Annotated in this window: 26 protein-coding genes and 1 pseudogene; 3 read left to right on the top strand and 24 right to left on the bottom strand. The window is 39.1% G+C overall.

Annotated features, from left to right (window positions below; genetic code table 11):
- Nucleotides 1-241 precede the first annotated feature (241 nt).
- Complete coding sequence (locus BR73_RS0103755) at nucleotides 242-1,663, bottom strand: NCS2 family permease (RefSeq protein ID WP_033164461.1); 1,422 nt, start codon at nucleotides 1,661-1,663, stop codon at nucleotides 242-244.
- 324 nt (nucleotides 1,664-1,987) lie between these two features.
- On the opposite strand from BR73_RS0103755, the gene BR73_RS0103750 reads away from it, so the two are divergent.
- Nucleotides 1,988-2,920 carry a CorA family divalent cation transporter gene (locus BR73_RS0103750; protein ID WP_051684940.1) on the top strand — a complete coding sequence of 311 codons (933 nt, stop codon included), beginning with the start codon at nucleotides 1,988-1,990 and terminating at the stop codon, nucleotides 2,918-2,920.
- On the opposite strand, the gene BR73_RS0103745 is transcribed toward BR73_RS0103750, so the two are convergent.
- The 11 genes and pseudogenes from BR73_RS0103745 to dtd all read right to left on the bottom strand — a co-directional run bounded on the left by BR73_RS0103745 (nucleotide 2,915) and on the right by dtd (nucleotide 9,186).
- A complete protein-coding gene (locus tag BR73_RS0103745; RefSeq protein WP_033167048.1) occupies nucleotides 2,915-3,145 on the bottom strand; it encodes a hypothetical protein in 231 nt (76 codons plus the stop codon). The two genes, BR73_RS0103750 and BR73_RS0103745, sit on opposite strands and share 6 nt — an antisense overlap.
- Nucleotides 3,146-3,422: 277 nt before the next feature.
- Entirely contained in the window at nucleotides 3,423-3,941 is a 519-nt protein-coding gene (locus BR73_RS27070) for a DUF3990 domain-containing protein (protein ID WP_051684939.1), read from the bottom strand.
- A complete protein-coding gene (locus tag BR73_RS0103735) occupies nucleotides 3,931-4,152 on the bottom strand; it encodes a DUF3791 domain-containing protein (protein WP_156034580.1) in 222 nt (73 codons plus the stop codon). The genes BR73_RS27070 and BR73_RS0103735 overlap by 11 nt, the downstream gene beginning before the upstream one ends.
- 35 nt (nucleotides 4,153-4,187) lie before the next feature.
- Nucleotides 4,188-4,313: pseudogene (locus BR73_RS0103730) on the bottom strand (sporulation transcriptional regulator SpoIIID); the annotation flags it as partial.
- Nucleotides 4,314-4,464: 151 nt separating this feature from the next.
- The gene (locus BR73_RS0103725; protein WP_033164460.1) at nucleotides 4,465-4,950 is read right to left on the bottom strand and encodes a ferritin family protein; all 486 of its coding nucleotides are present in this window, start codon (nucleotides 4,948-4,950) and stop codon (nucleotides 4,465-4,467) included.
- A 28-nt stretch (nucleotides 4,951-4,978) separates the two neighbouring features.
- On the bottom strand, nucleotides 4,979-5,362 hold the full coding sequence (locus BR73_RS0103720) for a NusG domain II-containing protein (protein WP_242860617.1): 384 nt from the start codon (nucleotides 5,360-5,362) through the stop codon (nucleotides 4,979-4,981).
- 139 nt (nucleotides 5,363-5,501) lie between these two features.
- Nucleotides 5,502-5,768: a sporulation transcriptional regulator SpoIIID gene (spoIIID, locus tag BR73_RS0103715; protein ID WP_033164459.1), complete on the bottom strand. Its 267-nt coding sequence runs from the start codon at nucleotides 5,766-5,768 to the stop codon at nucleotides 5,502-5,504.
- A gap of 69 nt (nucleotides 5,769-5,837) precedes the next feature.
- Complete coding sequence (locus tag BR73_RS0103710; protein WP_033164458.1) at nucleotides 5,838-6,311, bottom strand: acyl-CoA thioesterase; 474 nt, start codon at nucleotides 6,309-6,311, stop codon at nucleotides 5,838-5,840.
- Between the two features lie 172 nt (nucleotides 6,312-6,483).
- On the bottom strand, nucleotides 6,484-7,416 hold the full coding sequence (gene cysK / locus BR73_RS0103705) for a cysteine synthase A (protein WP_033164457.1): 933 nt from the start codon (nucleotides 7,414-7,416) through the stop codon (nucleotides 6,484-6,486).
- 363 nt (nucleotides 7,417-7,779) lie between these two features.
- Nucleotides 7,780-8,433 (bottom strand): hypothetical protein, encoded by a 654-nt coding sequence (locus tag BR73_RS0103700; protein WP_156034579.1) that lies wholly within the window; start codon nucleotides 8,431-8,433, stop codon nucleotides 7,780-7,782.
- 300 nt (nucleotides 8,434-8,733) lie between these two features.
- On the bottom strand, nucleotides 8,734-9,186 hold the full coding sequence (gene dtd, locus BR73_RS0103695; RefSeq protein WP_033164455.1) for a D-aminoacyl-tRNA deacylase: 453 nt from the start codon (nucleotides 9,184-9,186) through the stop codon (nucleotides 8,734-8,736).
- 299 nt (nucleotides 9,187-9,485) lie between these two features.
- Between dtd and BR73_RS0103690 the strand changes: the two genes are divergently transcribed.
- Complete coding sequence (locus tag BR73_RS0103690; protein WP_033164454.1) at nucleotides 9,486-10,157, top strand: phosphatase PAP2 family protein; 672 nt, start codon at nucleotides 9,486-9,488, stop codon at nucleotides 10,155-10,157.
- Nucleotides 10,158-10,223: 66 nt separating this feature from the next.
- Here the strand turns inward: BR73_RS0103690 and BR73_RS0103685 are convergent, their stop codons facing one another.
- The 4 genes from BR73_RS0103685 to BR73_RS0103670 form a co-directional block, all read right to left on the bottom strand.
- Nucleotides 10,224-11,240 (bottom strand): glycosyltransferase family 2 protein, encoded by a 1,017-nt coding sequence (locus tag BR73_RS0103685; protein ID WP_033164453.1) that lies wholly within the window; start codon nucleotides 11,238-11,240, stop codon nucleotides 10,224-10,226.
- A gap of 52 nt (nucleotides 11,241-11,292) precedes the next feature.
- Nucleotides 11,293-13,821, bottom strand: coding sequence for a hypothetical protein (locus BR73_RS0103680; RefSeq protein ID WP_033164452.1), 2,529 nt, complete (start codon nucleotides 13,819-13,821; stop codon nucleotides 11,293-11,295).
- Entirely contained in the window at nucleotides 13,815-15,029 is a 1,215-nt protein-coding gene (locus tag BR73_RS0103675; protein WP_051684938.1) for an SAM-dependent methyltransferase, read from the bottom strand. The genes BR73_RS0103680 and BR73_RS0103675 overlap by 7 nt, the downstream gene beginning before the upstream one ends.
- Nucleotides 15,030-15,648: 619 nt before the next feature.
- The gene (locus tag BR73_RS0103670) at nucleotides 15,649-16,338 is read right to left on the bottom strand and encodes a hypothetical protein (protein ID WP_033164451.1); all 690 of its coding nucleotides are present in this window, start codon (nucleotides 16,336-16,338) and stop codon (nucleotides 15,649-15,651) included.
- A gap of 115 nt (nucleotides 16,339-16,453) precedes the next feature.
- On the opposite strand from BR73_RS0103670, the gene BR73_RS0103665 reads away from it, so the two are divergent.
- On the top strand, nucleotides 16,454-16,861 hold the full coding sequence (locus tag BR73_RS0103665; protein ID WP_033164450.1) for a hypothetical protein: 408 nt from the start codon (nucleotides 16,454-16,456) through the stop codon (nucleotides 16,859-16,861).
- A gap of 68 nt (nucleotides 16,862-16,929) precedes the next feature.
- Here BR73_RS0103665 and BR73_RS0103660 read toward each other — a convergent pair whose 3' ends face one another.
- From BR73_RS0103660 to BR73_RS0103625, 8 genes are all read right to left on the bottom strand, one after another.
- A complete protein-coding gene (locus tag BR73_RS0103660) occupies nucleotides 16,930-17,739 on the bottom strand; it encodes a YwmB family TATA-box binding protein (RefSeq protein ID WP_033164449.1) in 810 nt (269 codons plus the stop codon).
- A gap of 96 nt (nucleotides 17,740-17,835) precedes the next feature.
- Nucleotides 17,836-18,264, bottom strand: a complete 429-nt coding sequence (rpiB, locus tag BR73_RS0103655; RefSeq protein WP_033164448.1) for a ribose 5-phosphate isomerase B — start codon at nucleotides 18,262-18,264, stop codon at nucleotides 17,836-17,838.
- Nucleotides 18,261-18,719 carry a low molecular weight protein arginine phosphatase gene (locus BR73_RS0103650; RefSeq protein ID WP_033164447.1) on the bottom strand — a complete coding sequence of 153 codons (459 nt, stop codon included), beginning with the start codon at nucleotides 18,717-18,719 and terminating at the stop codon, nucleotides 18,261-18,263. Before BR73_RS0103650 ends, rpiB begins: the two co-directional genes overlap by 4 nt.
- Nucleotides 18,720-18,767: 48 nt before the next feature.
- Nucleotides 18,768-19,823 carry an L-threonylcarbamoyladenylate synthase gene (locus tag BR73_RS0103645; RefSeq protein WP_033164446.1) on the bottom strand — a complete coding sequence of 352 codons (1,056 nt, stop codon included), beginning with the start codon at nucleotides 19,821-19,823 and terminating at the stop codon, nucleotides 18,768-18,770.
- A 349-nt stretch (nucleotides 19,824-20,172) separates the two neighbouring features.
- Entirely contained in the window at nucleotides 20,173-20,892 is a 720-nt protein-coding gene (locus BR73_RS0103640) for an N-acetylmuramoyl-L-alanine amidase (RefSeq protein WP_051684937.1), read from the bottom strand.
- 83 nt (nucleotides 20,893-20,975) lie between these two features.
- Complete coding sequence (locus BR73_RS0103635) at nucleotides 20,976-22,664, bottom strand: glycosyl hydrolase family 18 protein (protein WP_051684936.1); 1,689 nt, start codon at nucleotides 22,662-22,664, stop codon at nucleotides 20,976-20,978.
- A gap of 416 nt (nucleotides 22,665-23,080) precedes the next feature.
- Nucleotides 23,081-23,710, bottom strand: a complete 630-nt coding sequence (locus BR73_RS0103630; protein WP_033164444.1) for a hypothetical protein — start codon at nucleotides 23,708-23,710, stop codon at nucleotides 23,081-23,083.
- A gap of 18 nt (nucleotides 23,711-23,728) precedes the next feature.
- The gene (locus tag BR73_RS0103625) at nucleotides 23,729-25,078 is read right to left on the bottom strand and encodes a serine/threonine-protein kinase (protein ID WP_033164443.1); all 1,350 of its coding nucleotides are present in this window, start codon (nucleotides 25,076-25,078) and stop codon (nucleotides 23,729-23,731) included.
- Nucleotides 25,079-25,393: the final 315 nt, after the last annotated feature.

The following is a 25,393-nucleotide window of genomic DNA, read 5'->3' as shown; positions in this document are numbered from 1 at the left end:
CCTGATGTGATTTCTGTTCGTCAGACCAGAGATTTGCCTCCACCTTCCTTCAGATTCGCAGTCACCCACGACACCCTTGGTCTTGGCTGTGTCTTTCCCACTACTAGGGCAGACTAGGGACTTTCACCCATTAGAAACGTGCGCCGCCAGGCGCACAATTAAAAGAAGGCCAGCGCTCATGCGTGACCTTCTTTTATAGGATATTTTATTTATATCAGGTTTATTATCGTGCCTGAATTTATTACTGAATTACAGCTAATACAATGAAATTTAATACAAATAAACCTGTTACCACCCAAAGGATAGGATGAATCTTCTTTGCTTCTCCCTTGCAAATCTTTACGATGCAATAGAAGATAAAACCGGCAGCGATACCATAAGATATGCTGTAGCAGAAAGCCATGAAAATAGATGCAAAGAAAGCAGGGATTGCTTCATCCAGATCTGCCCAGTTAATTTCCTTAAAGGAGGACATCATCATGATACCAACAGCTATAAGCGCAGGTGCAGTTGCCTGAGGAGGTACAATGTTAACAATAGGTCCAAGGAAGATACTTAAAAGGAATAACAAAGAGGTAACTACGCTGGTAAGACCAGTACGTCCGCCGGCTCCGATTCCTGCAGCACTTTCAACATAAGTAGTAGTATTAGAGGTTCCGAAGATGGCACCAATTGAGGTTGCAACAGAATCCGCAAATAAAGCCTTGTCCATCTTAGATTTAAATCCGTTTCCCTCCTGAAGAGCTTTCTCATCAGCAGCATCAAAGATACCGGTTCTCTTACCTGTACCAACAAAAGTTCCGATTGTATCAAAAGTATCGGATAAACTGAAAGCAAATATAGTCATTAATACGAGAGGAATTCTTGAAGCATCGCTGAAAAGTGAACCAAGGCCATCTGCACCAAGTGCAGCGCCAAAGGTTGTACCAAGCTGTGAGAAAGATTCTCCCAGTCCTGTAGTACCACTTAAGTCAGAAACATTAACAACTCCTAAAGGAATTCCGATAATGGTTGTTGCAGCTATACCTATAAGAATAGCTCCTTTTACCTTTAGAACCAGTAGTATTACAAACAGAGCAATCGCAATGATGGAAAGAATAACTGCTTTGTTGTCAAAATCTACAAGAGCAGGTACAGCGCTGCTTCCGCCGATAACAGTTCCGCTATCCAATGCAGTATAAGTACCCGGATCTAAAGTAAATTTCAGTAATCCGGCATTTTTAATACCCAGATATGCTATGAATATACCAATTCCGCCGCCGATAGCGCTCTGAAGGCTGGAAGGAATAGCTTTGATGATTAACTTACGAACTTTGGTTACAGTTATTAAAATATTGATAAGGCCACACAGGAAAACCATTGCCAATGCTTCTTTCCAGGAAAAACCAAGAAGGAAAACAACGGTATACGTAAAAAATGCATTTAGTCCCATACCAGGTGCCTGCGCATAAGGCACATTTGCAAAAAGTGCCATTACCAGGGTGCCGGCTACAGAAGCTATAATGGTTGCCAGAAATACCGCCCCAAAAGGTATACCTGTCTGACTAAGCATCTGTGGATTTACGAAGATAATATAAGCCATCGCAAAAAAAGTTGTGATACCAGCTACAATTTCTGTGGAAACCGTGGTGCCGTTTTCTTTCAGTTTGAAAAACTTTTCCATAACTTTCTCCTTTAATTGTAAAATATATAAACTGCCCCTTTGCAGGCGAACATTGTCTATTATAAAGGATTGGGACAGTTTTTAAAAGTTCTATGAGCATAGGTTTTTTATTAAATATAATAATGCTATTTATATGTTTTGCTAATATATGATTTATTTCCCATAATTTTATAATAAATAATTACAATACCCCCATATACTGTATTTCTTATGGTTTAATTTTGCACTTTCTTCCATTAATTATAACTTTCTTATATTTAGATATTTTAACCATTGTATTTATATGGTATACTCTTGAAAAAGAAATCAGAAAGGGAATTTTCTATGTTCTATCAGCTTCAGGACAGTCTCAGACCAATTGACTTAAAAGATTATAATCCCTCCGTCCTTACTCTAGGCATTATAAACCTCAAGGAACTCTCAGAACTCTATAGCTCCTTTGGTTTTGCTGAGGCCACTGTATTGGAATGTCAGGATGTTACCAGGAAGCTCCATGGCGGAATGGGAATTTATGATGATTACCATTTTGGAATTATCAGAGCTATTGATACAAAGTACTTTATTCATCTGGAGGACAGAATAGGCATCTATATTAAGGAAAACCTTTTTCTGATTGTAATTATAGAAGACCAGGATAACAGTATTCATAAGGATTTAATGGATTCCTTAAGCCAGATTAATTTTACGAAGATCTCGCTGGAACGTTTGATATATGGATTTTTAGAAAGATTTTTGACGAATAATTTTATTATTCTTGAGGAGATAGAAGACAGCATCAGCAGCTTCGAAGACAGTATAGATGAAAACAGATTTCCCAAGGACTTTTATCACCAAATCACAAAGACACGAAAAAGACTGCTTCTTCTGGGTAATTATTACGAGCAGCTTATTTCCATCGGAGATGAGCTGATGGACAATTCCATCGGACTGTTTGAAGAGGACAAGCTACGTTACTTTAAACTGTTTACTGACAGAGTTACCCGCTTAAGCAACAATGTAAGAAAACTGGAGGATTACAGCATTCATGTAAGGGATTCCTACCATTCTCAGATGGATTATAATCTAAATAGCATCATGAAGCTCTTTACTGTTGTTACTACGATATTCCTGCCGCTGACTCTGATTGTAGGCTGGTACGGAATGAATTTTAACATGCCCGAGTTTGGCTGGAAATACGGTTATCTTGGTGTAATTATATTAAGTGTTTCAGTTATAATCATTTGTATCTTATACTTTAAAAAGAAAAAGTTCTTATAAGGGATTCTCTCTGAAATATTCATCTGTTATGAATTCTGCGCTCTCTACCCACATTAGAGAGCCTGTTTTCTGCAGCATTTCATAAACTTTTGATCGATAGAACTCATAGAGGCAGTCATCAAAGGGTTTACCGGTTTCTCGGGCTATCAGTCGTACTACGTGTTCAATTTTAATTATAACATCCAGGGTAACATCTTCGTCCCTGTATATATAACGGTTCTGCATATTTATCCCACTGCATATTCCAGGGCAGCCTGGAATACTGCCACAAATAGAAAAGGTTGAAAAGCGTGGCATGACATCCTTTCCTTTTTTTATTTCCAACCTGACATGCTTGCCGCAAGCGGTCTTGCGGATAATAAGAAATGCAAATGTTCTTTATCTCATTCTGGCTTCATACTTATGCGTATCCCAGGCTTGTCTGGAGTACTGATTACTTAGAAACTTATAATTCAGTACATTTTTAATTTTATACTCAACCATATTTTCTTTCATGCTGTCTTTATACCGCTTCCAACTCAGAAATTCTTAAAGGAGGTAATTCTTTCCTTCCCGTATATTTCAGATATTCAAGTGCTTTTGCCGTATGCAGCGAGACCTGGTCATGAGCCTTATAAGGTCTCAGCCTGTCAAGGGCTGTTTCCTCAGAATATATTCCGGCTACATAAAGAGCTATTATTCTCATTATGTTATCATCGGCTACCGGCCCGATTACTATATCATATGTATGCTGAATTCCGCCGTACAGTCTGTTGCTCTTAATCATCTCAAGCCATTCCCTGGTAAGCCCCGGATACAGCTTAACAGAAAGCTCCTCTGTCACAGCCAGTTTAAATTCCATGACATACTTGCCTTCTCCTCCATACCGGATATACATATTTTCAGCCCAGCCTTCTGCCTGTTCCTTAAAAGTCGTAGTATAAAATCCTCTTCCAAAATCCCTTTTATCCTTTGAATAGGTTAAATCCACCTTGTCAAACATAACATTGGTACCATGGTATAAAGTAAAATCATTTTTCATTCTGCCTTCTCCTTAAAATGTCCTCCACAAAGTATATGCTTTCTTCCAGACTTTGTGTATGCAATAGCTTGTACTGCGTACGCAGAAGCTCTAATATACCATTGTGCCTGAAGAGCAGAAAGACTTCCCAGGGTTTCATATTGTGATTCCAGGCATATCCTTCTATAGCCTCCACTACCATAAGGTTCTTGTCATTTTCCGGGTCCTCCAATTAATTCCCTCCTTTCAAGTTACTTCGTTCACTTTTGTAACGGCTTTATGTACAGTTGATTTTGAAATGCCAAACTGCTTTGCTGTCTGCCTCACGGTCGCATTGTTGTCGATTATGTAGTTGGCTATTTCTACTGCACGTTCTTCTATATAGCCTTTCAAAAGGATATCCCCCTATTGTACTTGTTTCTATATTGTATGCAAGGTAATTGCAAATTATATCATTATCCTTCTAAGCAAATAAGGCAAATAAAGAAAGCCCTGGAACTCTTAACTGCAGAAGCAATCATAAGTACCGGGGCTCTCAATTTTCTTAGTAATCTTCTCGTACTCCAAACTCAGCAGATTCTACCCACTCCTCTGGTCTTGTAGTAAGTTTAACAAGTTCCTCCAAGAGGATGCAATGGATATCTTCCTGTTTAATAAGGTATTCGTAAGTTGTCTTTTCTTCTTTGGATTCAGCTTTATCCCTTAAAGAAGTATAAAACTTAAGACTTTTATGCTCCATCTCCAGGGCCATGCGATAAGAATCCAATTGACTCGGTAATTCCGTAAAGTCACTTTCAAAATCTTTCAGGTGGCGGAACAGCTTTTCTGCTTCCTTTAGAATATTGCTTTCACTGACAGGAAGTGTTAATAAATCTGCCTTACTCATTAATATCTCCGCATGTTTATCTTCTTCCCTGGCAAGCATGTTAAATACAACCTGTAAGCTGTTATTCGCATTCTTTTCAGCCTGCTCCCTGTAGTATTTTCCCAGATCTAATTCCAGGGATAAGGCAAGTTCTAAAGTATCCATATTCAGCACTCCTTTTCATCCTATGTTTTTAGTTTGTAGAACCATCAACCTCCGAAAGGGTATTTCCTTCTATCTTAACTACTACCTTATTGGGAAGGCAGATGATACTTTCTCCCGTTTTACTGATTTTCCTGGAATCAACACATATTTTATCCGGGCAGTCAGCATCCGTCATATCTGCATAACCGTCTTTAATAACCAAATGGTTCGTACCACCATTAATACCGGGTATGTCTACTTCTATGTCTTTGTTCAGTGGATATTCATTATAAATAACTCCGTCAATGGTGACTACAACGGTATCCCCTCTTTTTTGCGTTAAATAGAACACCAGTAAACCCGCAATGGCCACTACCAGTACAACGGCAATAAGGATTATATCTTTTTTCTTCACCTGTATGCTTTTCTCCAAAATGTAACTCCTTAAACTTTAATCATTTGCAGCTTAATATTCTTTTAATATTATGGCTGTCTGCTATTATTATACCCTTAGAGGGCTGATGATGCAAGAAAGGAAATCCGGTATACGGCTTTTTTAAGTGCATGTAAGCTCATACACCTGCACTGCTTAAAGTCTTTCTGTACTTCTTTCTCGTAGCCAGTCCACCTCTTATGTGCCGTTCTGCTTTGTTAAACATCAGAATTTCATTGACCGCATTATATAGCTGACCGTTAATTCCCGGCAGTCTATCCTGCAGATCCTTATGTACAGTTGATTTACTAATGCCATAGCGGTTGGCAGTCTCTCTTACAGTTGCTTTGTTTTCAATAGTATAATTGGCTAGCTCAATGATTCTCTCTTCCATATACGGATGCATATAGGGCCCCCAAGCTTGTTTTTTCTAATATATGCCTGTTTGTCCCCTTATATGCCAGTATAAAATCCGTTAAAATCCTTCTATCCTGCGTTGCCTGCGAAGCTCATTTCTTTTCAATGCACCTTCCCATTCTGCTTTTTGTGCCTCTGTCTCAACCTTAAGCTTTGGTACCTTAACAGGCCTGCCTTCGCTGTCTATGGCAACATAAACCAGATATGCTCTGTTGATGGGTTTTCTTAATCCGGATAGTTCCTCTACATAGGTATCTACCCTTACTTCCATAGAGGTATTTCCTGCATAAGTTATTCTTCCCAAAAGTACAATTGTGTTATTTATATAAGCTCCTGCCTTAAATTGCAGATTATCTATTGCCGCTGTTGTAATATGGGATTCCGCATGTCTTTTGGCAGTAACACCGCCAACAATATCAATCCACTCCAAAAGCTGTCCGCCAAAGAGCCTTCCGCTGCCATTGATATGTCCCGGCATTAACAGATGAACCTGCTCCGTAAATGATTCCTCTACTGTTTTTTCATCCTTCATGTAAAAGTCCTTCCTTTATAACTAAACTTACTCATTCCTATACTTATTTTGCGCTATACCCTTCTCTCTTGTCAAGGGGCGATGACATTTGCCGTGGCTTAACTTGTGGCAGGAAAAAAACCGGACCTTATGAAAAGGTCCGGCCGGTTAGGGAAGATTATATAAAATGAAATTATTCAGCGAATAATGGAGTAGACAGATATCTTTCACCTGTATCAGGAAGCAATACCACGATAGTCTTGCCTTCATTCTCAGGACGTTTAGCAACCTGTGTTGCAGCCCAAGCGGCAGCACCGGAAGAAATACCTACTAAAAGGCCTTCTGTTTTAGCAATGAGCTTACCTGTAGCAAATGCTGCCTCGTTATCTACAGTGATGATTTCATCATAAATCTCAGTATTTAAGATCTTAGGTACGAAACCTGCTCCGATACCCTGAATCTTGTGAGGTCCTGGTGTACCCTTTGATAATACAGGAGATGCGCTGGGCTCAACTGCAATAATCTTAACATCGGGATTCTTGCTCTTTAAATATTCACCAACACCTGTAATAGTTCCGCCGGTACCGATACCTGCAACGAAAATATCAACCTTACCCTCTGTGTCGTCCCAGATCTCAGGTCCTGTAGTATTTCTGTGAACCTCAGGATTAGCACTGTTAACGAACTGTCCGGGAATAAAAGAATCAGGAGTCTCTTTGGCAAGCTCTTCTGCTTTGGCAATTGCTCCATTCATACCCTTAGCACCTTCTGTCAATACAAGCTCAGCACCATATGCTTTTAAAAGGTTTCTTCTTTCAACAGACATTGTCTCAGGCATTGTAAGAACAATCTTATAACCTCTGGCTGCCGCTACGGAAGCTAAACCGATTCCTGTATTACCACTGGTAGGCTCTATAATTGTTGCACCGGGCTTTAATAATCCTTTCGCTTCTGCATCATCAATCATAGCTTTTGCAATTCTGTCCTTTACACTGCCGGCGGGATTAAAGTATTCAAGTTTTCCGATCAATTTCGCCTTAACTTCATTGCTCTCACTAAACTTAGCCAGTTCCAGAAGAGGAGTTTTTCCGATTAAATCTGTAAGGTTCTTTGCTATCTTTGCCATAACTTATTCTCCTTTTTATATTTTATATGATAAATAATATTTTGCACTTGCTAACTATCTATAATCTACCACAGGTATTTCTATTTGTCAATGATTATATTATAATTTCATATATGATTACTATGAATTATTTGTGACCACTACAATGAAAATAAAATAACTTGTGACTATCATTCTTCAGCGTTATATATGAGGCTCCTACCCTCCGGGCTTTTTATGTTATAGCAGGTTTCTTTCATCCCATAAAAAAAAACTGCCATCAGCAGCCGTTATTATCTGTTATTCATTTGTATATTACTTTACTTCCTGGGTTATTCCTATATTTTATCCATCACTGATCTAGTATATCAGGTTTTGTTATTTCTAGTCATTACATATTTTAATATGGGTTACAAGGGTAAGTTTTAATTTTATACGGGATATATCCTTATCAGCATTTTCACCCTCAGACACCAGGGGTATATCCATCTCATAATTTGCTTTAAGCTCAAGAGTACCTATACCATTATCTGATGCCACCAATTCTCTTAATTCTTCGGGAAGGCTGCTTCTGCTGATTTGGCTGGAGAAATAAGAACCAATATCTTTCCCATCATTTTTTAAACTCATATGTACCTGGAAGGTGTTATTCCTCTGTCTGATCGTATAGAATTCTGCTTTTATGCCCTTGAGGACAGGTGGCAGAAGTTCTCTTAGCTTCTCAGGCTGCGCCAGTTCTACATTGCCTACCCCATATACTTTTCCCTTTGTATCCAACCTCCAGTATACCGGGTCCCCGGAAAGAGTAAGTTCCGTCTGGTACCCTTTGATAGCACCGGATTCATTTCCACTACCAGGTTTTGCGTTCATTAACCTGAAATCTACCATTAAAAACTGGCCGCTAAGTTCATTGAACTCTATTTCATCAGTGCCTTCAATGGTAAGAACTTTGTCCTCCTGCCGTAAAAAAGCCGATATCTGCCTGTCCACTGTTCTAATAAACGCTTCTTCCTGATCTTGTGCAAAGGTATAAGACAATACATTACTCGTATTGTATAAAACGGTTTTACTATAAGCAGTCTTGTTTAAGACTGGGGCCCTAAAGGTAAAAGGGTTAATAGACAGGAGTAATGCAACAAGGAAGACAATCTTTCTATATTTTCTTAAATTTATTATAGCTCCTCCTTCCGGATTAATTGTTATGAATAATTTGTACAGGTTCTGCATAAATCAAAAATAACCAGTATTTTACATCTCAATTATATCGGACAGTAAAAGGCATTACAAGATAAATAGAGAAAATCGTTCGACTATTCTTCTTATATAAAGCGAAAAGTGCTAATATCCCAACATTTCTTTCTCTAATACTACAGTAAACGGCCCATCCCCCAGTAATTCAACTTTCATATCTGCTCCAAATATTCCGGCTTCAACCTTTCCGTATTTCTCCTTGCAGGCTGTTAAAAAGTATTGATACAGTTCCTCTGCTTCCTTTGGTGCTGCTGCCTGCAGAAAATTAGGGCGGTTTCCTTTCCTGCAATCAGCATACAAGGTAAACTGTGATATTGCCAGAATCTCTCCCTCTATATCACTTATCGAAAGATTTGTTTTACCTTGTTCATCTTCAAATATCCGAAGCTTTAATATCTTGTCCAGATATTTATCTACTGTTTCCCTTGTATCTTCTCCGCCTATTCCTATAAGCAGTACCAAGCCTTTCTTAATACTTCCCGTAATCTTGCCTTCTACAGTTACAGATGCCTGTTTTACTCTTTGAATCACAACTTTCATTTGATTAAACTCCTTTAATGTACCCATACTATATAAGATTTAATTTTAGTCTTATATCTTCTGAGTTTACTAAGTCTTAAATATATCGGTTAAAATAAAGCCTCAAGAGATAGAAACATAAATATATTTTAATATTAACAACAGCTGTTCCTGGTTTTAGATATAGCTAATTCAACGAGTACAACTTTCTTACGATTTCCTTAACAAAACTAAATTATCCTTGAACATTGTTGTTATCTTGTCCCTGCTATGCTATAATTCCAATGAATAACAGAATGAATAAAACGGAGGCCTTGCTATTGAAAACATTAATCCATAAATACAGGCACGCATGGGTTCTATCCTATTTTGTCATATATATGGTTTGGTTTTACTATCTGGAAAAAACAGTTACAAAGAATTATTATTCTATTCATATTAAATTAGATGATTTGATACCTTTTAATGAATTGTTTGTCATTCCTTATATGCTCTGGTTCCTATATATCTTTTTATCCGTAGTATATTTTTTCTTTGCATCAAGGGATGAATTTTACAGACTAACTGCTTTTCTATTCATCGGTATGACAATTTGCCTGATAATTTACACTATTTGGCCTAATGGCCAGGATTTAAGACCTAATCTGGATACACTGGGAAGAGATAATATATTTATTGATATTGTAAGAAGACTTTATTCAACGGATACCTCCACCAATGTATGCCCCAGTATTCACGTCTTTAACTCTATCGGTGCTGCTATTGCCATTTGTAAGAGTGAATCCTTAAAGAAGAAACGCTGGTTAACTTACGGTTCCATAATCTTAACCATATTTATCAGCCTTTCCACTGTATTTCTGAAACAGCACTCTGCTTTTGATGTAATTATGGGTGTACTTCTTGCTTTTGTTATGTATTTGGTGGTTTATGTATGGATGGCTGCCAGACAGACAGATAAAGCAAGAGAAAAGAAACTTTACGCTGAAATCTAATATTCTTATGTAAGTTAGCGGATACCTTTCCAGCAGCTTATTTAAAACCTTCAAAAATCTATGGGTTTATGAAAACCCATAGATTTTTCTTGATATTCTGTACCCTAATTCTACAATCTTTCTCCCGGCTTTACCTGGCAGGGTCATGGATCTGCCAAGTACCTTATTGTGAATTCTGTTATACAGCCTTTTATTATTCTTTTCTAAATAGTCCCATAATTCCTTTTTCTTCTCAAGACTCTCCGGTGTATTTTCCTTAATCAGAAAGACTGAGGAAATCGCCATCATCATAGTCAGGTATTTTATCATATAATTCTTAAGCTTCCGATTCTTTATGGTCGTAATATCTTTATAATCAATCATTATCTTGGTAATGCGAATCTGCTGATCGATACGTTTGATCATATTCTTCTCATTGACCGACTGGTCGTCCCGTCCTATAAAATAGCGGTAAAGATTTACATCCAGATAATACAGGGTCTTTACGTAGGGGAGGGGCTGGTAAACAAAAATATTATCCACATAGAAGGTATGACTTGGAAGCTTCAGTCCACAATCCTTCAACAACTTTGTTCTGTAGATTGCAGCATGCATGATAATTTGCTGGCTCTGTTTGAAGAACATGATATCATTCCAGGTGAATACCCTGTCCTGAGGCAGGGCTGTTTTGTAGTCCATTACTTTATGCTTATTGATACTCGGCTTTTCGTAAACATAGTTGGCAATAAATAAATCAACCATCTTACCGTCAGATACCAGGTTCCTTAATGTGGCAAGGACCTTGGCAAAGGCCGCCTCATTTACCCAGTCATCACTGTCTACAACTTTAAAATACAATCCGGTGGCTGCCAGAAGCCCTGTATTTACCGCTTCTCCATGCCCTCCGTTTTCCTGGCGGATAGCTTTAACAATATCCGGATAACGTTTTTCATATTTAGCAGCAATGGCAGAAGTATTATCGATAGAACCATCATCTACGATAATAATTTCCACCTCCTCCTTCCCCGTTAAGAGCGTTTTTATGGCATGCTCCATATATGCTGCAGAATTGTAACAAGGAATTGCTACGCTTAGTAACTTCATTCTAGCCTCTTTTCTGAATATCCGCTTTCTATTCGGATAGTCCTTATTCAACTTAACCGATACTTTCGTCAAAATAGGTGTAAAACATATTTCCGGCTTTATCAAACATCTCACCCGCATCTTTTAAACCAATTTTCATGGTCCTTCCCAAGGAAGGATCGATAACCGTTATATTATACATATCAAAGCCGACGATCAATACTGCTTCTTTTTTGCTCTTCATGGCTATAACCGGCTGATTTTTATTAACATAATACAGTACTTGTTCTAAGTTGGCTCCGGATACATTCAGATAAGAATCACCAAGCTTTTCCTTAAGCATGGAAACCAGGGAATCTGCTGAAGGAGAAGAATCATCATATCCCTTCTTAAAGCTGCTTAACATTGCCACACATGATCTCTTACTGTCCTGTCCGCTATATACCGGTGTCACACCAGATATATTAACCATTGGTCTCCTTATAATTCTTTCCCAGATTATCTGCTGCCTGCTATTCATTACTGTACCGATAACATTAAATGCATTCCCAATTGCTTCTCCGGCACTTTCACCGGAGGCAACAGCCTCACCCTTTGCGTATACTGTATAGGCAGGCAATTCAAAGATGGAATCCTTAAGTCTTAGCGTTGTATCTTCTGTTATAATGGTATTCTTCGTCTTAACGAGCAACGGCAGTTTCTCCATTGAAAACCCGCTGGGAAGAGATATATAGTACTCCGTAAGCATCTTTTCCGTTACACGTTCTGTTATATGGAATACTTTATGGTTTTCAGTCACGCTATTTAAGATATAGTCATCGTCAGCTTCTTCGTATTCCCCGTCATCTCCTTTAACTGCTCTCTTTAGTGTAATAATATTTCCTTCAGCATATGCTCCGGTTATAAAATACCCATCCTTCTGATAACTCTTTAGTATTTTCTTATTTTTGTCCGTTATTTCAATTTCATACATCAAAGTTAATAGTGTACCATCAGGTGCTGTCATGTAAGCATTCTTTTTTCCATATCCATATATTATATTATTATCAATTTTACCAAGCAGATTTATGATCTCATTACTTGATGCTTTTAAACTGTCCATTACACCGGATTCCAAGTCTAGAATATATATTTCTGTCACCTTGCTTTTATCTGTTGTATTCTCCCAGGCGATGTAATGATTGTCTGCATCCACAATATAGCTGTCTTTGTCTACGTCCTCTGCTATAACAGACAGATTATCGGTTATAAGATTATAGGAATAGATCCGGCTGTTTAAGATGAAGTAAAATACTTCATTGGAATTCACATAGCTGAAACCATCCAGTTCTTCCTTTAATAACTGATAGGTTATATTCATTGGTATATACAACAGCTCTTCAATCCTGTTATCACCACTGTAATAACGGTAAAATACCATACCCACATAACCTTCGTAGGCACCTCTGTTCATATAACCATAGACCATAAAATCAATATTGCCGTCATCATCCATCTTCAGTATCTGCACATTATGCTCATTGTAGGTATCTCTTATATAATCTGTTTCCTCCTGCCGGAAGGAAAATACTCTGGTCATCTTATTCTCTGGCAGATTGTAATACCACAGTTCACCCTGCCTTACAAATGCCAGCTTTTTATTATCACCGGCAGTAACAAAATCAATCTCCGTATCCCCCGTTATGCCAAGCTTAAACTCACTTTTTGCAAGGCTGGTAAGATTTAAGTCAAAGTAAGCTTCCATGGTCCTTTCATAATTTAACAGATACATTCTGGTACTGGTATAACGGACCCTGTAAAACTCCTTCACCCGGTAATATTCTTCACCGGACTCTGTTTCTGCTTTAACTGTATAGTTAAGGCTCACCGATGCCGTGTCTGTATTTATTTCATTAATAACAGGTACAATCTCTCCTGCTACCTGGGGCTTTAAATTACCAAAAGTAATCAATTCCAAACTGGAGTGTATGTCCACATAGGCCAGGGAGGTATTATCGGCACTGCTCTGGGGTTCCAGATAAGCAGTTATTCCATCCGTTTTCCTGCTCAAAATGGAATTATGGAAATCCATGATAAAATCAAGTTTTTCTTTGCTATAAGAGTTTTCTATCTTTTTTACCCTGGTATAGTAGTTCATTTTTCTGCTCTTACTGGTTACAAGGGTAAATTTCACAGCATATTCCTTATCCTGAGCAAGACCTGCCTTAAATTTAAGGTGGGCTATTTTATAATTCCCTTCTTTTTCAAGGGCATTTATGGTATCTGTATCCAATAAGCTGTTATCCTTAATACTTCTCAGTTCATAGATAACACGCTTTACATCATTTTCTTTCCCGTCTATTACGATATCAAGACTCTGTGCCGTATCGACAGGAGTAATAGACTCCCTTACAAGATTAGCCTCCAGATTATTGCTGTAGCCATGTAGCAGGTTTATTTCATAACCGTTCTGCCGGATAGTAATTATGGGCAAGGACACTTTCCCCATACTGACAGTTCCCTGGACCTCATTTACTTCCTCTGAAATATCCCTGGAGAAATAATAAAAGGCACCGGCAAATATAAATAATAATATTAATACCCGATATACGTGCTTTAACATTCCTTCACATCCTTACTGGCCTTAAGCGGCAGATAATCCTTAAGCAGTTCATATAATGCAGGTTGTACCTCCAGAAAAGATTTTAAACTCTCATATTCCTTTAATCTTTCCCTTATCTTACTGTCAGATTGTTTTCCACTTCTTTTAACTCCCCTTATGAGGATATTCTTAGGCGTATGTTCCATATCAATAAACTCCAGCACCTGGGTTTTGTAGCCTGCTATTTCCAGTAGTTCAGCACGGAGTCCGTCTGTTGCCAGAGCAGCCATTCTCTCCTTAATCAATCCATATTGCAATATAGGGTTCAGGATATCATTTTTAAGCTGTTTATTCAATTCATGCTGGCAACAGGGCACTGAAAGTATAACTTCTGCTCCCCAGCGTACTGCCTTGGAAAGTGCATAGTCCGTTGCCGTATCACAGGCATGAAGGGTAACTACCATGTCAACCTTGCTGACTCCTTCATAGTCAGCTATGTCTCCTACCAGAAAGTTCAGCCTGTCATAGCCATACTTTTTGGCAAGCTCATTACAATGTGCTATGACCTCCTTCTTAAGGTCCAGACCGATAATTCTTACGGCACATCCTTTCACCACCTTCAGGTAATAGTACATAGCAAAGGTAAGATAAGACTTGCCGCAGCCAAAATCCAGAACCGTCAGTTCCCTGTCCTTCTTTAAAGCCGGCAGTATATCTTCTATAAATTCCAAAAACCGATTTATCTGTTTAAATTTATCGTACTTTCCTTTAACGACCTTACCCTCATTTGTAATGACTCCAAGGTCGTACAGAAAAGGCACAAAAGTTCCTTCCTGAATAATATAAGTCTTTTCTCTGTTGTGGGAAGTATTCTTAACAAGGGGTTTATTTTCATTGGTCTGTTGTAACTTCTTTATTTTCAATGTCTCTTTACCCTTGCTGCTTATCAGCATGGTTAACTCATTTTTACTATTTCTCACCAATAACTGTTTCATGACCTTACCCATATAAAGTTCTACAAGCTCTTGTAAGTCCTGCAATTCAATATTTTTATGGAACACCTGATTATTTCTATATTCACAGACCTGGTACAGCTCTTTGCCTTTAAGGCTTACAGGTCTTACGGTTATTTTATTTATTTCACTGCCTTTCACCGGGTTACTGATTATAATATCTATCAAATCTATATTCAAATTCTCCCTGATAAGGGATAAGTGCTTCTCTTCCATTGTAGTACTGACCTTTCTATTTTAGGATGTGCTTTTCAACTCAATAAGGTGTAAATGCTGCTCAAACACACTCCAGATAGTTACTGGATACATTTTATCATAACGTGCAAAATATTCCTACTATATTATTCAATTTTGGCATAGGTCCCATGTCCGAAATTGAAATACATATTTTTTTAAAGGAATGGTGAACGGCACAGCTTTCACTGCATATATTAGTTATAAAATGATATAGCAGATCTAAGGAGGATCGAATGAAATATTCTCGTTCAGAATATTCACCTTCTAACAATCCTTTCGGAAAGTCCGGTATTCCCAATTATACCACTTCTCCGGTAAATAATACCGATAAAGGTAAACCCGGTTTCATTAATTCTGTATACTCGGACCTTTTAGGTACTAAGCAGAGCAACACTTTAAGTTATACAGGTATTTCTCCTGATTATGAGAAAAAGGTTAATTCCATGCAGGACCCCCTGACCACTCCCACTGTACCTGTAACCCCCACTGTTCCAGGTGCACCTACTATGCCCATGGCTCCCACAATGCCCGGAAGACCTGGGACTCCTCAGCCTGGGACTACCTCTCCGGTACCCCCGGCTACCATTCCCATTATGCCTCAGAGACCACTTACCCCTGGCCCGACACCTTCAGCCACTATGCCAGGACCCGGCAGACCCATGACCCCAGGAACAAGACCTGGTCTTTTAACGCAGCCTGCCATTCCCCTGGTCCCTACCCGGCCTACAGCTCCTTTTATGCCAGGCGCAACAACTCCTTCTACCACACCAACAGTACCCGGAACAACGTCTCCGCCGCCCTTCCCTTCCGCTCCCGGTATTTCCACTATCCCCGGAATGAATGTTACACCTATAAGACCTACTCTTCCTACTGGAACCCCCACTGCACCCGGAATTAACACTTTACCGGTCATGCCCACTACACCTGCTATTCCAGGCACTATAACAACTCCCGGCATGAGTACTTTACCGCTTAGACCAGCCATGCCCTTTATGCCTACCGCACCTGCCAGGCCCACTGCGCCTGCTGTTCCCGGAACACCGGGTACCACTCCTGGAATTCCTACTATACCGACTGTTCCAAGTACTATACCCTCTTCGCCGGCTCTGCCGGGTTTTACTTCACCCATAATGCCCGGTGCTCCGTTTACCCCTACAGCAACCCAGCCATCTCTGCCTACATTGCCATCCTTACCTAATATACCTACAGCTCCTACACCTACAGCTCCGGGCAACAGGCTTCCAAACCAGCCGCTAAATACTTTTCCAGGAACGTTAATTCCTTCCACCCCAGAGGTTCCAGGTTATTTACCAAGAACGCAGAATTATTCCGAATATGCCAGCAAGCACAGCTCGGAATATGATTATGATTATAACCAGGGGTATGGGGCAAATAATATCTATATGACCGATGTATCTCCCTATCATGTACCTCTTGCAGTACCCATGATGCCTTTATACGGTTATGATAACTGTGAAGATGCCTCAAAGGACTTTGGTTATATGAAACATCTGTATCCGGAGAAAGCAAAGAAAATGATGGTATTAATCGAAGAAGAATGTGATAAGCTGGAATATGACGGCAGTTGTATGTTCGATGAATACCCTGACAGAGTATACCTTGGCAAACTCGTGGATAAGATTTATAACAATCTGAATCCAGTTAAGGAATCCAGTTTACCGGATAACTCCTCCTATGACAATTCTGCCACCGGTTATGATAATTGGATGCGGGATATGACAGAAGTATTGCTTTATAACGAAATGCTGGAACGCCGCAAACGTTACAGAGGAAGAAAACGCTGGTTTTAAATTATGATATAAAAAACGCTGTCTCACTTCCGTTCCGCCGTGTAGCGGAGTAAGAAGTGAACAGCGGTTTAATACCCACCATTGATTACCGGTGTTCCCAGGTAGACTATGGTTGAATCTGTATCTTCATCATATTGAATTGCAATATGGATATTAATCTTTGTTCCCATGGAGGTTACATATTCCTTTAACAGCCCGCTGTAGGCGTATACTGTATAAAGGCTTTCCTCTCTGTAGGCATATGCCTCTTTACCGCCCAGGCTTCTAATCATGTCATCGGTTATCTGATTTCTGCTGTCCATGCCTAATTGTCCCTTATATTTGCTGGAAAGCTGCATGGTTGTCTGAATATTCTCAGCACCTAAATCTTTTAAGGTTTTCTCAAGAATCTTACGGTAAGAGAGCAGACTTTCCGTATTATCATATAATTTCAGGCGAATTAGTATATAATTATGATAGTTTCCGGCTCCCTCCGTATCCTGCTGCTTCAGAGTTACTATCTTTACAGAAGTATCTGCATTTTTACCGGTTTTTTCAACGACAACTTCTGATTCTTCACCATTGATGGTAACAGAAGGTGTCTGTTCTATTTTAAGACCGATATTCTCGGCAATATAATAGATATAAGCATTTTTCTCCTCTTCACTTAAGATGCCTTTACCACAGCTTGCATACATCTCAAGTTCATAGGAAGATACATTGGTGTTAGTCCCTACAAATGCCTCCAATAGACTTACCTTTGGAATCAGCAGACGATTAACACCTATCTGGACAATAACTGCAATCCACAAAATGCCGGTTATATATATCCAGGTCTTCTGTTTTCCGGTAAATAAAGCCTTTTTCAGTTGTCTGTAAACACTTCCTGATGTATTCATTTTAAGCCTCCACACTGGGTAAACATTTTAATTATATAAAATAAAAGTTATATAATATTCTTACCCAATAAATGGAGATTATACGGATTGCTTCTATTAATCTTCAATCAGATTGATTCTTCTTATATGTCTCTCATCCTGAGAGAAAGGGGTCTCAAGGAAGGTATCAACTACCTTTAATGCATGTCCGGGACCTATAACCCTTGCACCCATAGCCAGAATATTGGCATCATTATGAGATCTGGTCGCTTCTGCGCTAAAGCAGTCATGACAGAGTGCTGCACGTATGCCTTTCACTTTATTTGCCGCTATGGATATACCAATTCCGGTTCCGCAGACTAGGATTCCAAGTTCACATTCTTTGCTTAGAACAGCCTCCGTTACTTTTCTGGCATATACCGGATAATCACAGGATTCCTCTGTATAAGTGCCGCAATCCTTATAGGCAATATTTTTTCCTTCAAGGTGCTTTATAATCTCCTGTTTTAATTCAAATCCGCCATGGTCACAACCTAACGCTATCATGTGTTTTCCTCCTCGTTGAGTTTATATACTGTCTTTTTCACAAGCCTTGCAAGCTCTACATAGCAATCTTCATAATCTATAAGTGTTCCGCCGTAAGGATCTGTAACATCTCCGCTTTCACCGACGAACTCTTTAATAGTATATACATTTCCGGTATCCTTAAAATCTTCCGTCACTATTTGCTTTTGTTTTTCAGTCATTGTCAGTATCAAGGTATTTTCATCAATGTCTGAGTTTTTGAGAGGCTTGGAAAAATGCCCCTCCAGTTCAAGATTATGATTTTTTAGCACAGTATCTGCTTTGGGGTTAAAGGGTTCCGAAAATAGTACCACTATCCCCCTGGAGGTTACAGTGATATCACTGTTTGTTTCCATACTGCGGTAAATAGTCTCTGCCATGGGACTTCTACAGGTATTTCCGGTGCAGACAAATATAATCTTTTCATATCTTATCATTCTTAACTCCCATCTGTGGACTAAGCCACAAAATGCTTTTTTATCTGTTTATACTTTCTCAATATGATAGCCGGCTGCTTTTAACAGGCGGTTCATAATAGCCTGTCCTAAATGATTATCATAAAAACTTTCGGAGTAGATATAATCTGCCTGTTCTCCGTCAAAGTCTCTTAGTATCTTAAATAATCCGGCTGCAATAGTCTTCTCATCTTTTCTGGTTCCTATGGTTTTAATCAGGCCTTTTTGGTAGCTGGTAAGAGTTTCATCTGTGGCTATAATCCCAACTCTATAGCCTTCCTTCAGCTTTTCCTCTGCTGCCTGGTTTATTGCCCTGACTACTGCCTCGCTCTCACCTTCATAGATGGTAAGCTGACCTCTGGGTGCATAATGCTTGTATTTCATACCCGGTGCTTTGGGTTTAAAATCCTCGGATTCCGGTTTTTGAAGCAGTCCCTTATCATATTCTGCCTCACCGGTAATTCCTATAATATCCTCCAGGGTTATATACCCAGGTCTTAAGATAATCGGTATTTCTGCCGATACATCTACTATGGTGGACTCCAGCCCGATATCTGCGCTGCCTCCATCAAGAATCATATCAATACGTCCATCCATATCCTCAAGTACATGTGCTGCAGTAGTAGGACTTGGTCTTCCGGACGCATTGGCACTGGGTGCAGCAATATATAAGCCTGCCTGCCGTATCAATTCATAGGCAATAGGATGAGCAGGCATCCTGATAGCCACGGTATCCAGTCCTCCCGTGGTAGTTAAGGATACCAGACTGCTTTTTTTAAATATTAAGGTTAGGGGCCCGGGCCAAAAAGCTTCTGCAAGCTTTCTGCCTAAGGAACAATCACCGGCTGTTAAGGCATCCAATGCTTTCATGGAACTGATATGAAGAATTAAAGGATTATCAGAAGGCCTTCCCTTGGCTGCATAAATTTTACCGGAAGCTTCTTCGTTTAATCCATCAGCTCCCAGTCCATATACCGTCTCTGTGGGAAAAGCCACTAATCCTCCCTGTTTTAGTATTTCTGCTGCTTCAGTTATTTTTGTATTGTCGATGTTGTTACAATCTAATTGAATAAATTTCGTTTTCATATTGGTTTACCAAACCCAGGATCCTGGGCAGCTTCTGTTAATTTATTATAGCAAGTATCTTTATTATATTTGTGATAGAAAATTTCCATCTTCGACGGAAGTACCGCCATGGCACAAACAATGGCTAAATCTTATTTGGACAGTACCGCAAGTTTGGTTTGCTTTATATATGGGCAGAATAATTTACACCACAAACTTATGCCAGTGTCACATCTGCCACAGGAGCCCATAATTCATAATGATTAACGTTGAATCGAGTCATCAGTTAGTTGGTATGAAATAAATTTCATACCAATAACAGGTACATTATAACACCATCCCTGAAAGAATGCCATGTTTTCTTTGTACCTTATTTATTCATAGAATTTAGATAACGAAAGATTCCTAAATGTATCGCCCAGGCCATCTTTTCCTGGTAGTCTTCGGTTAAGAGAAGAGTAGCTTCCCCCGTATTGGATAAATAACCGCATTCTACAATTACAATAGGGCATTCTGTCTTTCTTAACATATAGTAGGAGTCATTGGATTTTGCTTCCCTTTTGTTTCCATCCATGAGAGTGGCCTTGAGCTGATTTTGCATTACACCAGCAAATTGCTTGCCCTCAGGAGATTTGGTGTAATAGAATACCTGCGCACCTTTAATCTCTTCACTGGTATAGCTGTTCTGATGGACACTGACTGCTAATACAGCTTTGCTGTTATTAATGATATCCACACGATTTCTCATGTCTACTGCTTTTTTATTATTATCACTGTCTTTATACAAGCCATCATCCGTGTCCCTTGTCATGATGACCCGAATATCATTTTGCTCCAATAGACTTTTCAGCTTCAGGGCTATGGCTAAGTTGATATCCTTTTCTAAAGCACCGTTTATTCCCACTTTTCCCGGGTCTCTGCCACCATGTCCGGGATCCAATACAATAGTTAGCTGCCCGTCAGTATTCTCCGTTTTCGTATCCCTCTGCATAACTAACACAGAAGGGTCGTTTAAGGTGTAAACTGCCAGGCAGACAAAGAACAGAAACAGGAGGTGAAAATAATTTTTGTAAAGCCTTCTTTTATTCACAATAAAATATCCAATCAGGTTGTTTTATTATATTGTATGAGCTAAATCCGAGCCCTATGAATCACTTTACAGGTTCCACTCCTTTAATTTAAATATTTCACGATTACATTCCAGACACTGTCCTTTTCAAGCCCAAGCTTCCAGCCGGCAACTCCGGCTACATCAGCACCAGAAATTGCTTTTAATTTTGCCTCCAGAGAATCTTCCTCCTCCAGCCACATTCTATTTAGGATACCTTCCTTTTCAAACTCCCCGTAATACTGACCGGTTGCGTCATCCCATTCTGCCGTAACGTTATTGTCTTTTAAGAAATTCTCGGCCGCTCGCATTCCATATGCTTCTGAGGTTACCTTAACAGTTCCATCCTCCTGTTTTTCTTCTTTCCACAGTCTGGTATAGAAAGGAATTCCCATTACAACTCTTTCCTTGGGAACGTATTTCGTAATTTCAGTTACTGCCTTTTCTACAAAGCTGATGGAGGACACAGAGCCACTGACCTCTGAGCCGCTGTGATGCTCGTCATATGCCATAATGATTACATAATCTGCTACTGCTCCCTGCTCCTCCCAGTTGTAATGGGAATTGTAACTGGCGGGTACATAGTTGTCAATGGACAGAACGATGCCGTTACTGCGGCATTTAACGGAAAGCTCCCGTATGAACTGTATATAATCTTCTCCTGCTTCACTGGGAATGTTCTCAAAATCGATGTTGATTCCATCTATCCCATATTTTATCGTTTCTGCAACAAGTACATTTACAAGTTTCTTTCTCTTAGAGGTGTGGGATAAGACTTCTTTCTTATCAACCTCCGTGCTAAAATCATCCACCAGGGCCCAAACCTGCAGCCCTAAGTTATGAGCACGCTCCACATAACTTTCACTGGCAAGGGAGGTAATACCTCCGTTATTATCAGCCAGTTTAAACCAGGTAGGAGAAACACAGTTAACTCCTTTGGTATTAGCCAGCAGATCCGTAAGGCTCTTATTTGCATCTTGATTTGTAACCTGATGCCAGACAAGATTTACTTTACCTTGCAGGGATATGTGTGAATATTCAGGGGGACTATAGCTACTCTCTAATGTATTATAAAAAGGTTTTACCATCTGCTTTGCTTTTACATAACCAATAATACCGTCCTTTGATATTACCTTGTAGAACTTTCCTGCTGAAGCTTCGTCGGTATCCAGTAATAACAACTCATCTTCAGGGGTTAAATCCTTTAAGATATCACTTTTGATATTTCCTTCTACACGTAACTGAGCTTCCTTCTTTGCTTTGGTAACTAGTATATCACCCCATTTATATTCAACAACTACTCTTGAGGGATCTTTATAATATTTATAATGCATATCAGAATACTGCTTCACAAAATCTATGGCAACATAAACGGTCTGTCCATCCAAAATTACCGGCTGATAATCTGTATCTATGGATCCGTTATTTTCATTATAATATTTATTTCCGATTTCTGCTCTGATAATCTCATTAGGCGTGGTATAACTTAAAATATTCTCATTCTCATCCCAATAAAATCTGTCATTGAAAATATCCTTCACTGTTTCATAATCAAGATACACCTGACCATCTTGCAGAATTCCCTTCTTCTCATATAATGTATCCTGCAGAATTACCTGTACTTCTTTCCCCTTAACGGGATAGTAATCTTTCAGTTCCATGTGCTCATCACTGGGAGTAAACCTTTTTACAACAGCAGTTATGATTAAAATCAGTAATATCAGCAGTGCTACAGATATCCCTGCCACTGTCATATTCCTTTGTCTCCTCATATTAATAACCATGCCTTTCTCACAGCCTGCAAACTTTGGGCCACAGGCATAAATTTGTATCCTCTTTACAGTGCGTTTCAACTGTTACTATTATAGCATTGATTCTAATTACCGTCATTATGAAATTCGACTTTTTTCCAAAATCCCATAGTTTTTCACGGAAATAAAGAGGGAGGTATAGTCATTATTTGGTATTTTATCCCTATTAAGAGACATTTATACATTATAATGCTATACCCCCAAGTGCCTGCTGTATTGAGGATACGGAATGCAGGCCTGTTTTTGTTCATAAATGAGAAAGCCTGGGACCAAGTTGTTGGATACTCCAACCTTTTACTTGTTTTTTGGATAAGTCGGTCATTTGTGATATGTTATACTTAACCTTTATCAGCTCTTTCTTAATAAATAATACTTTTTGTAATGTTCATTGCTTCCGATGACAGATAAAAGGGATCTTCCAGAAATGGAATTACGAATAATTTCTTCTGCAGCTGTTTCGCTTCTTTTGACGCAGTCTTTGAGTCTGTGCGCGTAACCGCATAAATCCATTCTGCGCTGCCGGTTACGTTCTCTGATTTTCTTATAAACTCCTCCAGATAATATCTCTTCCAGGGAATGAGGCTGCCAACAGTAATCTTCTTATCACAACGAAGAAACTCTTCCTTATATTCAGAATAGTCTTTGCCGAAATCCAGGACAACACTATCATATCCTTCTGCCAGAATATGAGCAATCATCTCACTGTTGACATAAGGGTAGAAGGTTGCATTGGCTACCGTAAAAGCTTCCTGCCTTCCTCCTTCATTCAGCCTATGAAAGTAATTATACAAATATGCAATATCCTTACTGCTCTGACAGTGAAGATATGCGGTCTTAAGCCCCAGACCTTCACTCATACAGGAAGTAAGCATAAGCCCCAGATGAGTTGCACCGGCTCCCTTAAAGGCAGAAGTTATTCCTATTGATAATCTGCCCAAATTTTTATTCCCATTCCTGTTAAGGCAGCCGCATTTTTTAAGAAAGTTCATGTTCTCACCTCTTTCATTCTATAACTCCTCTATCAGTCCGTCCAGAAAATCCTTCATTTCATCGGCTAACGAAGGATTAAAGGGATCAGGCTCATAGGGAATACGTATAAAATTACCTTCACCAAAGTTTTTTAGGAAGTCACGGAATTGCTTTCCATTTAGATAATTAAGAAGTACTTTCACAGAAGGTCTCCCCAGCTCCGGAAGAACTTGTCTGATGTTTTCTGTCTCCCACATCTTGCCTCCAGCCGTAATAAGCTTTAAGCCGGCCTCCCACATTTCAGCTTTTTCCAATTCTATTACCCCATAATCGCTGATAACCACTTTATAATTGATAATTTCCGGAATTGTGGCAAGTCCTGCCCCTGTCAAGTAGCTATTTCCCTTAAGCCGCCAGATGCCATCCGACTGCAATTTGGCTCCTTCCCTGTTTAGAAATTCAGTTAAATGCCCTGAGGTATTTCTTTCTATATAAATACTTTTTACTCCCAAACTGTTTAGGTAACTGTTTAAAAGGAAGGCAAGATGGGTTGTCCCTGTCCTGTTATGTACTCCTCCTACTGCAACGGTAAAGGAATCCCTTGATATTACTTTGCCGCTTTTATATCTCCGATTTTGCTCCGTTAATTTCTTTTTTAGCATAGCAACCGTAGGATAGCGTAATATAGACTGGTGTCCCAAAGATTTCTGAAGGATACGAAGAAGCTCCCTGGAGTATATTTTTTCTGCTGTTCTATCTCCTTTGTTCTCTTTGTGGTTATAGCCATCACCCATAATCATCGCCTTTAAGAGGGCAGCAATGGCATAAACATCACTTCTTTCATCCGGAGCAGCTTTCGTGTTCAATTCCGGGGCAGCGAACCCTCTGGCACCCAAAGAGAACTTTCTGGCCTCAGCGTTGTTTTTATATACACAAGCTCCGAAATCAATTAATTTTACCGTGTTATCTTTTAGAATAATATTGCCGGGATTCAAATCCAGATAAAGAACGGGATCATTAATAGAGTATAAATAAAGAAACAGATCGCAGATAGAAATTCCAATAGATAGAATTAAAGCTTCCGTTAGACGGCCTTCTTTCTTTAAGTAATCTTTCAGAAGTATTCCCTCCATATACTGTTCAATAATGTAGGAATATTCTTCATCTTCTTCAAAATCAAAAATTACAGGAATGCAAGGATGTGACAGATTCTTTAAGATAACAGCTTCATGAAGCAGCTGTTCGTGAAGGGTGTGCCCCTTATTGATACGTTTAATCGCACACAGAGAAGATAACTTTATATGTCTGGCCAGGTAAACTTCTCCGCTGCCGCCTTTTCCAAGGCTTTTTATTATCTGATATTTACCAAACCAAATCGGATTTTTCATTGTCTCCTTTCTTTTCGGTTTAAGCGGGAATATATCAAGGATTCCACTTTTATTATATCTTCCCCGGAAAGTATTCTCAACCATTTTTTAGTAATATTAATTCACAAACATTTCGCGTATTCTCCGTCACTTTTACCAGGATATAAATACCTGGTGAGTTATAAAAAGGAGTTATAATATATTATTTGGGCAAACTATTAGTTCCATACAAAGAGGTCAATTATAAGGTCAATTTTATCCTGTTGCTAACTTTGGTTCTGCAAATCGACTTTGATAAAAATTGTGTTTGTTATCTACTTCAATGAAATTGGATCT

Source organism: Clostridium sp. KNHs205, assembly GCF_000702945.1.
Taxonomy (GTDB): domain Bacteria; phylum Bacillota; class Clostridia; order Lachnospirales; family Lachnospiraceae; genus Anaerocolumna.
This window is presented reverse-complemented; position numbering and strand designations above follow the sequence as displayed.

Coding starts and splice junctions, on each gene's coding strand:
- BR73_RS0103755 (WP_033164461.1), bottom strand. CDS start 1,663: ATGGAAAAGTTTTTCAAACTGAAAGAAAACGGCACCACGGTTTCCACA.
- BR73_RS0103750 (WP_051684940.1), top strand. CDS start 1,988: ATGTTCTATCAGCTTCAGGACAGTCTCAGACCAATTGACTTAAAAGAT.
- BR73_RS0103745 (WP_033167048.1), bottom strand. CDS start 3,145: ATGCAGAACCGTTATATATACAGGGACGAAGATGTTACCCTGGATGTT.
- BR73_RS27070 (WP_051684939.1), bottom strand. CDS start 3,941: ATGAAAAATGATTTTACTTTATACCATGGTACCAATGTTATGTTTGAC.
- BR73_RS0103725 (WP_033164460.1), bottom strand. CDS start 4,950: ATGGATACTTTAGAACTTGCCTTATCCCTGGAATTAGATCTGGGAAAA.
- spoIIID (WP_033164459.1), bottom strand. CDS start 5,768: ATGCATCCGTATATGGAAGAGAGAATCATTGAGCTAGCCAATTATACT.
- BR73_RS0103710 (WP_033164458.1), bottom strand. CDS start 6,311: ATGAAGGATGAAAAAACAGTAGAGGAATCATTTACGGAGCAGGTTCAT.
- cysK (WP_033164457.1), bottom strand. CDS start 7,416: ATGGCAAAGATAGCAAAGAACCTTACAGATTTAATCGGAAAAACTCCT.
- dtd (WP_033164455.1), bottom strand. CDS start 9,186: ATGAAAGTTGTGATTCAAAGAGTAAAACAGGCATCTGTAACTGTAGAA.
- BR73_RS0103685 (WP_033164453.1), bottom strand. CDS start 11,240: ATGAAGTTACTAAGCGTAGCAATTCCTTGTTACAATTCTGCAGCATAT.
- BR73_RS0103680 (WP_033164452.1), bottom strand. CDS start 13,821: ATGTTAAAGCACGTATATCGGGTATTAATATTATTATTTATATTTGCC.
- BR73_RS0103675 (WP_051684938.1), bottom strand. CDS start 15,029: ATGGAAGAGAAGCACTTATCCCTTATCAGGGAGAATTTGAATATAGAT.
- BR73_RS0103665 (WP_033164450.1), top strand. CDS start 16,454: ATGACCGATGTATCTCCCTATCATGTACCTCTTGCAGTACCCATGATG.
- BR73_RS0103660 (WP_033164449.1), bottom strand. CDS start 17,739: ATGAATACATCAGGAAGTGTTTACAGACAACTGAAAAAGGCTTTATTT.
- rpiB (WP_033164448.1), bottom strand. CDS start 18,264: ATGATAGCGTTAGGTTGTGACCATGGCGGATTTGAATTAAAACAGGAG.
- BR73_RS0103650 (WP_033164447.1), bottom strand. CDS start 18,719: ATGATAAGATATGAAAAGATTATATTTGTCTGCACCGGAAATACCTGT.
- BR73_RS0103645 (WP_033164446.1), bottom strand. CDS start 19,823: ATGAAAACGAAATTTATTCAATTAGATTGTAACAACATCGACAATACA.
- BR73_RS0103635 (WP_051684936.1), bottom strand. CDS start 22,664: ATGACAGTGGCAGGGATATCTGTAGCACTGCTGATATTACTGATTTTA.
- BR73_RS0103630 (WP_033164444.1), bottom strand. CDS start 23,710: ATGAACTTTCTTAAAAAATGCGGCTGCCTTAACAGGAATGGGAATAAA.
- BR73_RS0103625 (WP_033164443.1), bottom strand. CDS start 25,078: ATGAAAAATCCGATTTGGTTTGGTAAATATCAGATAATAAAAAGCCTT.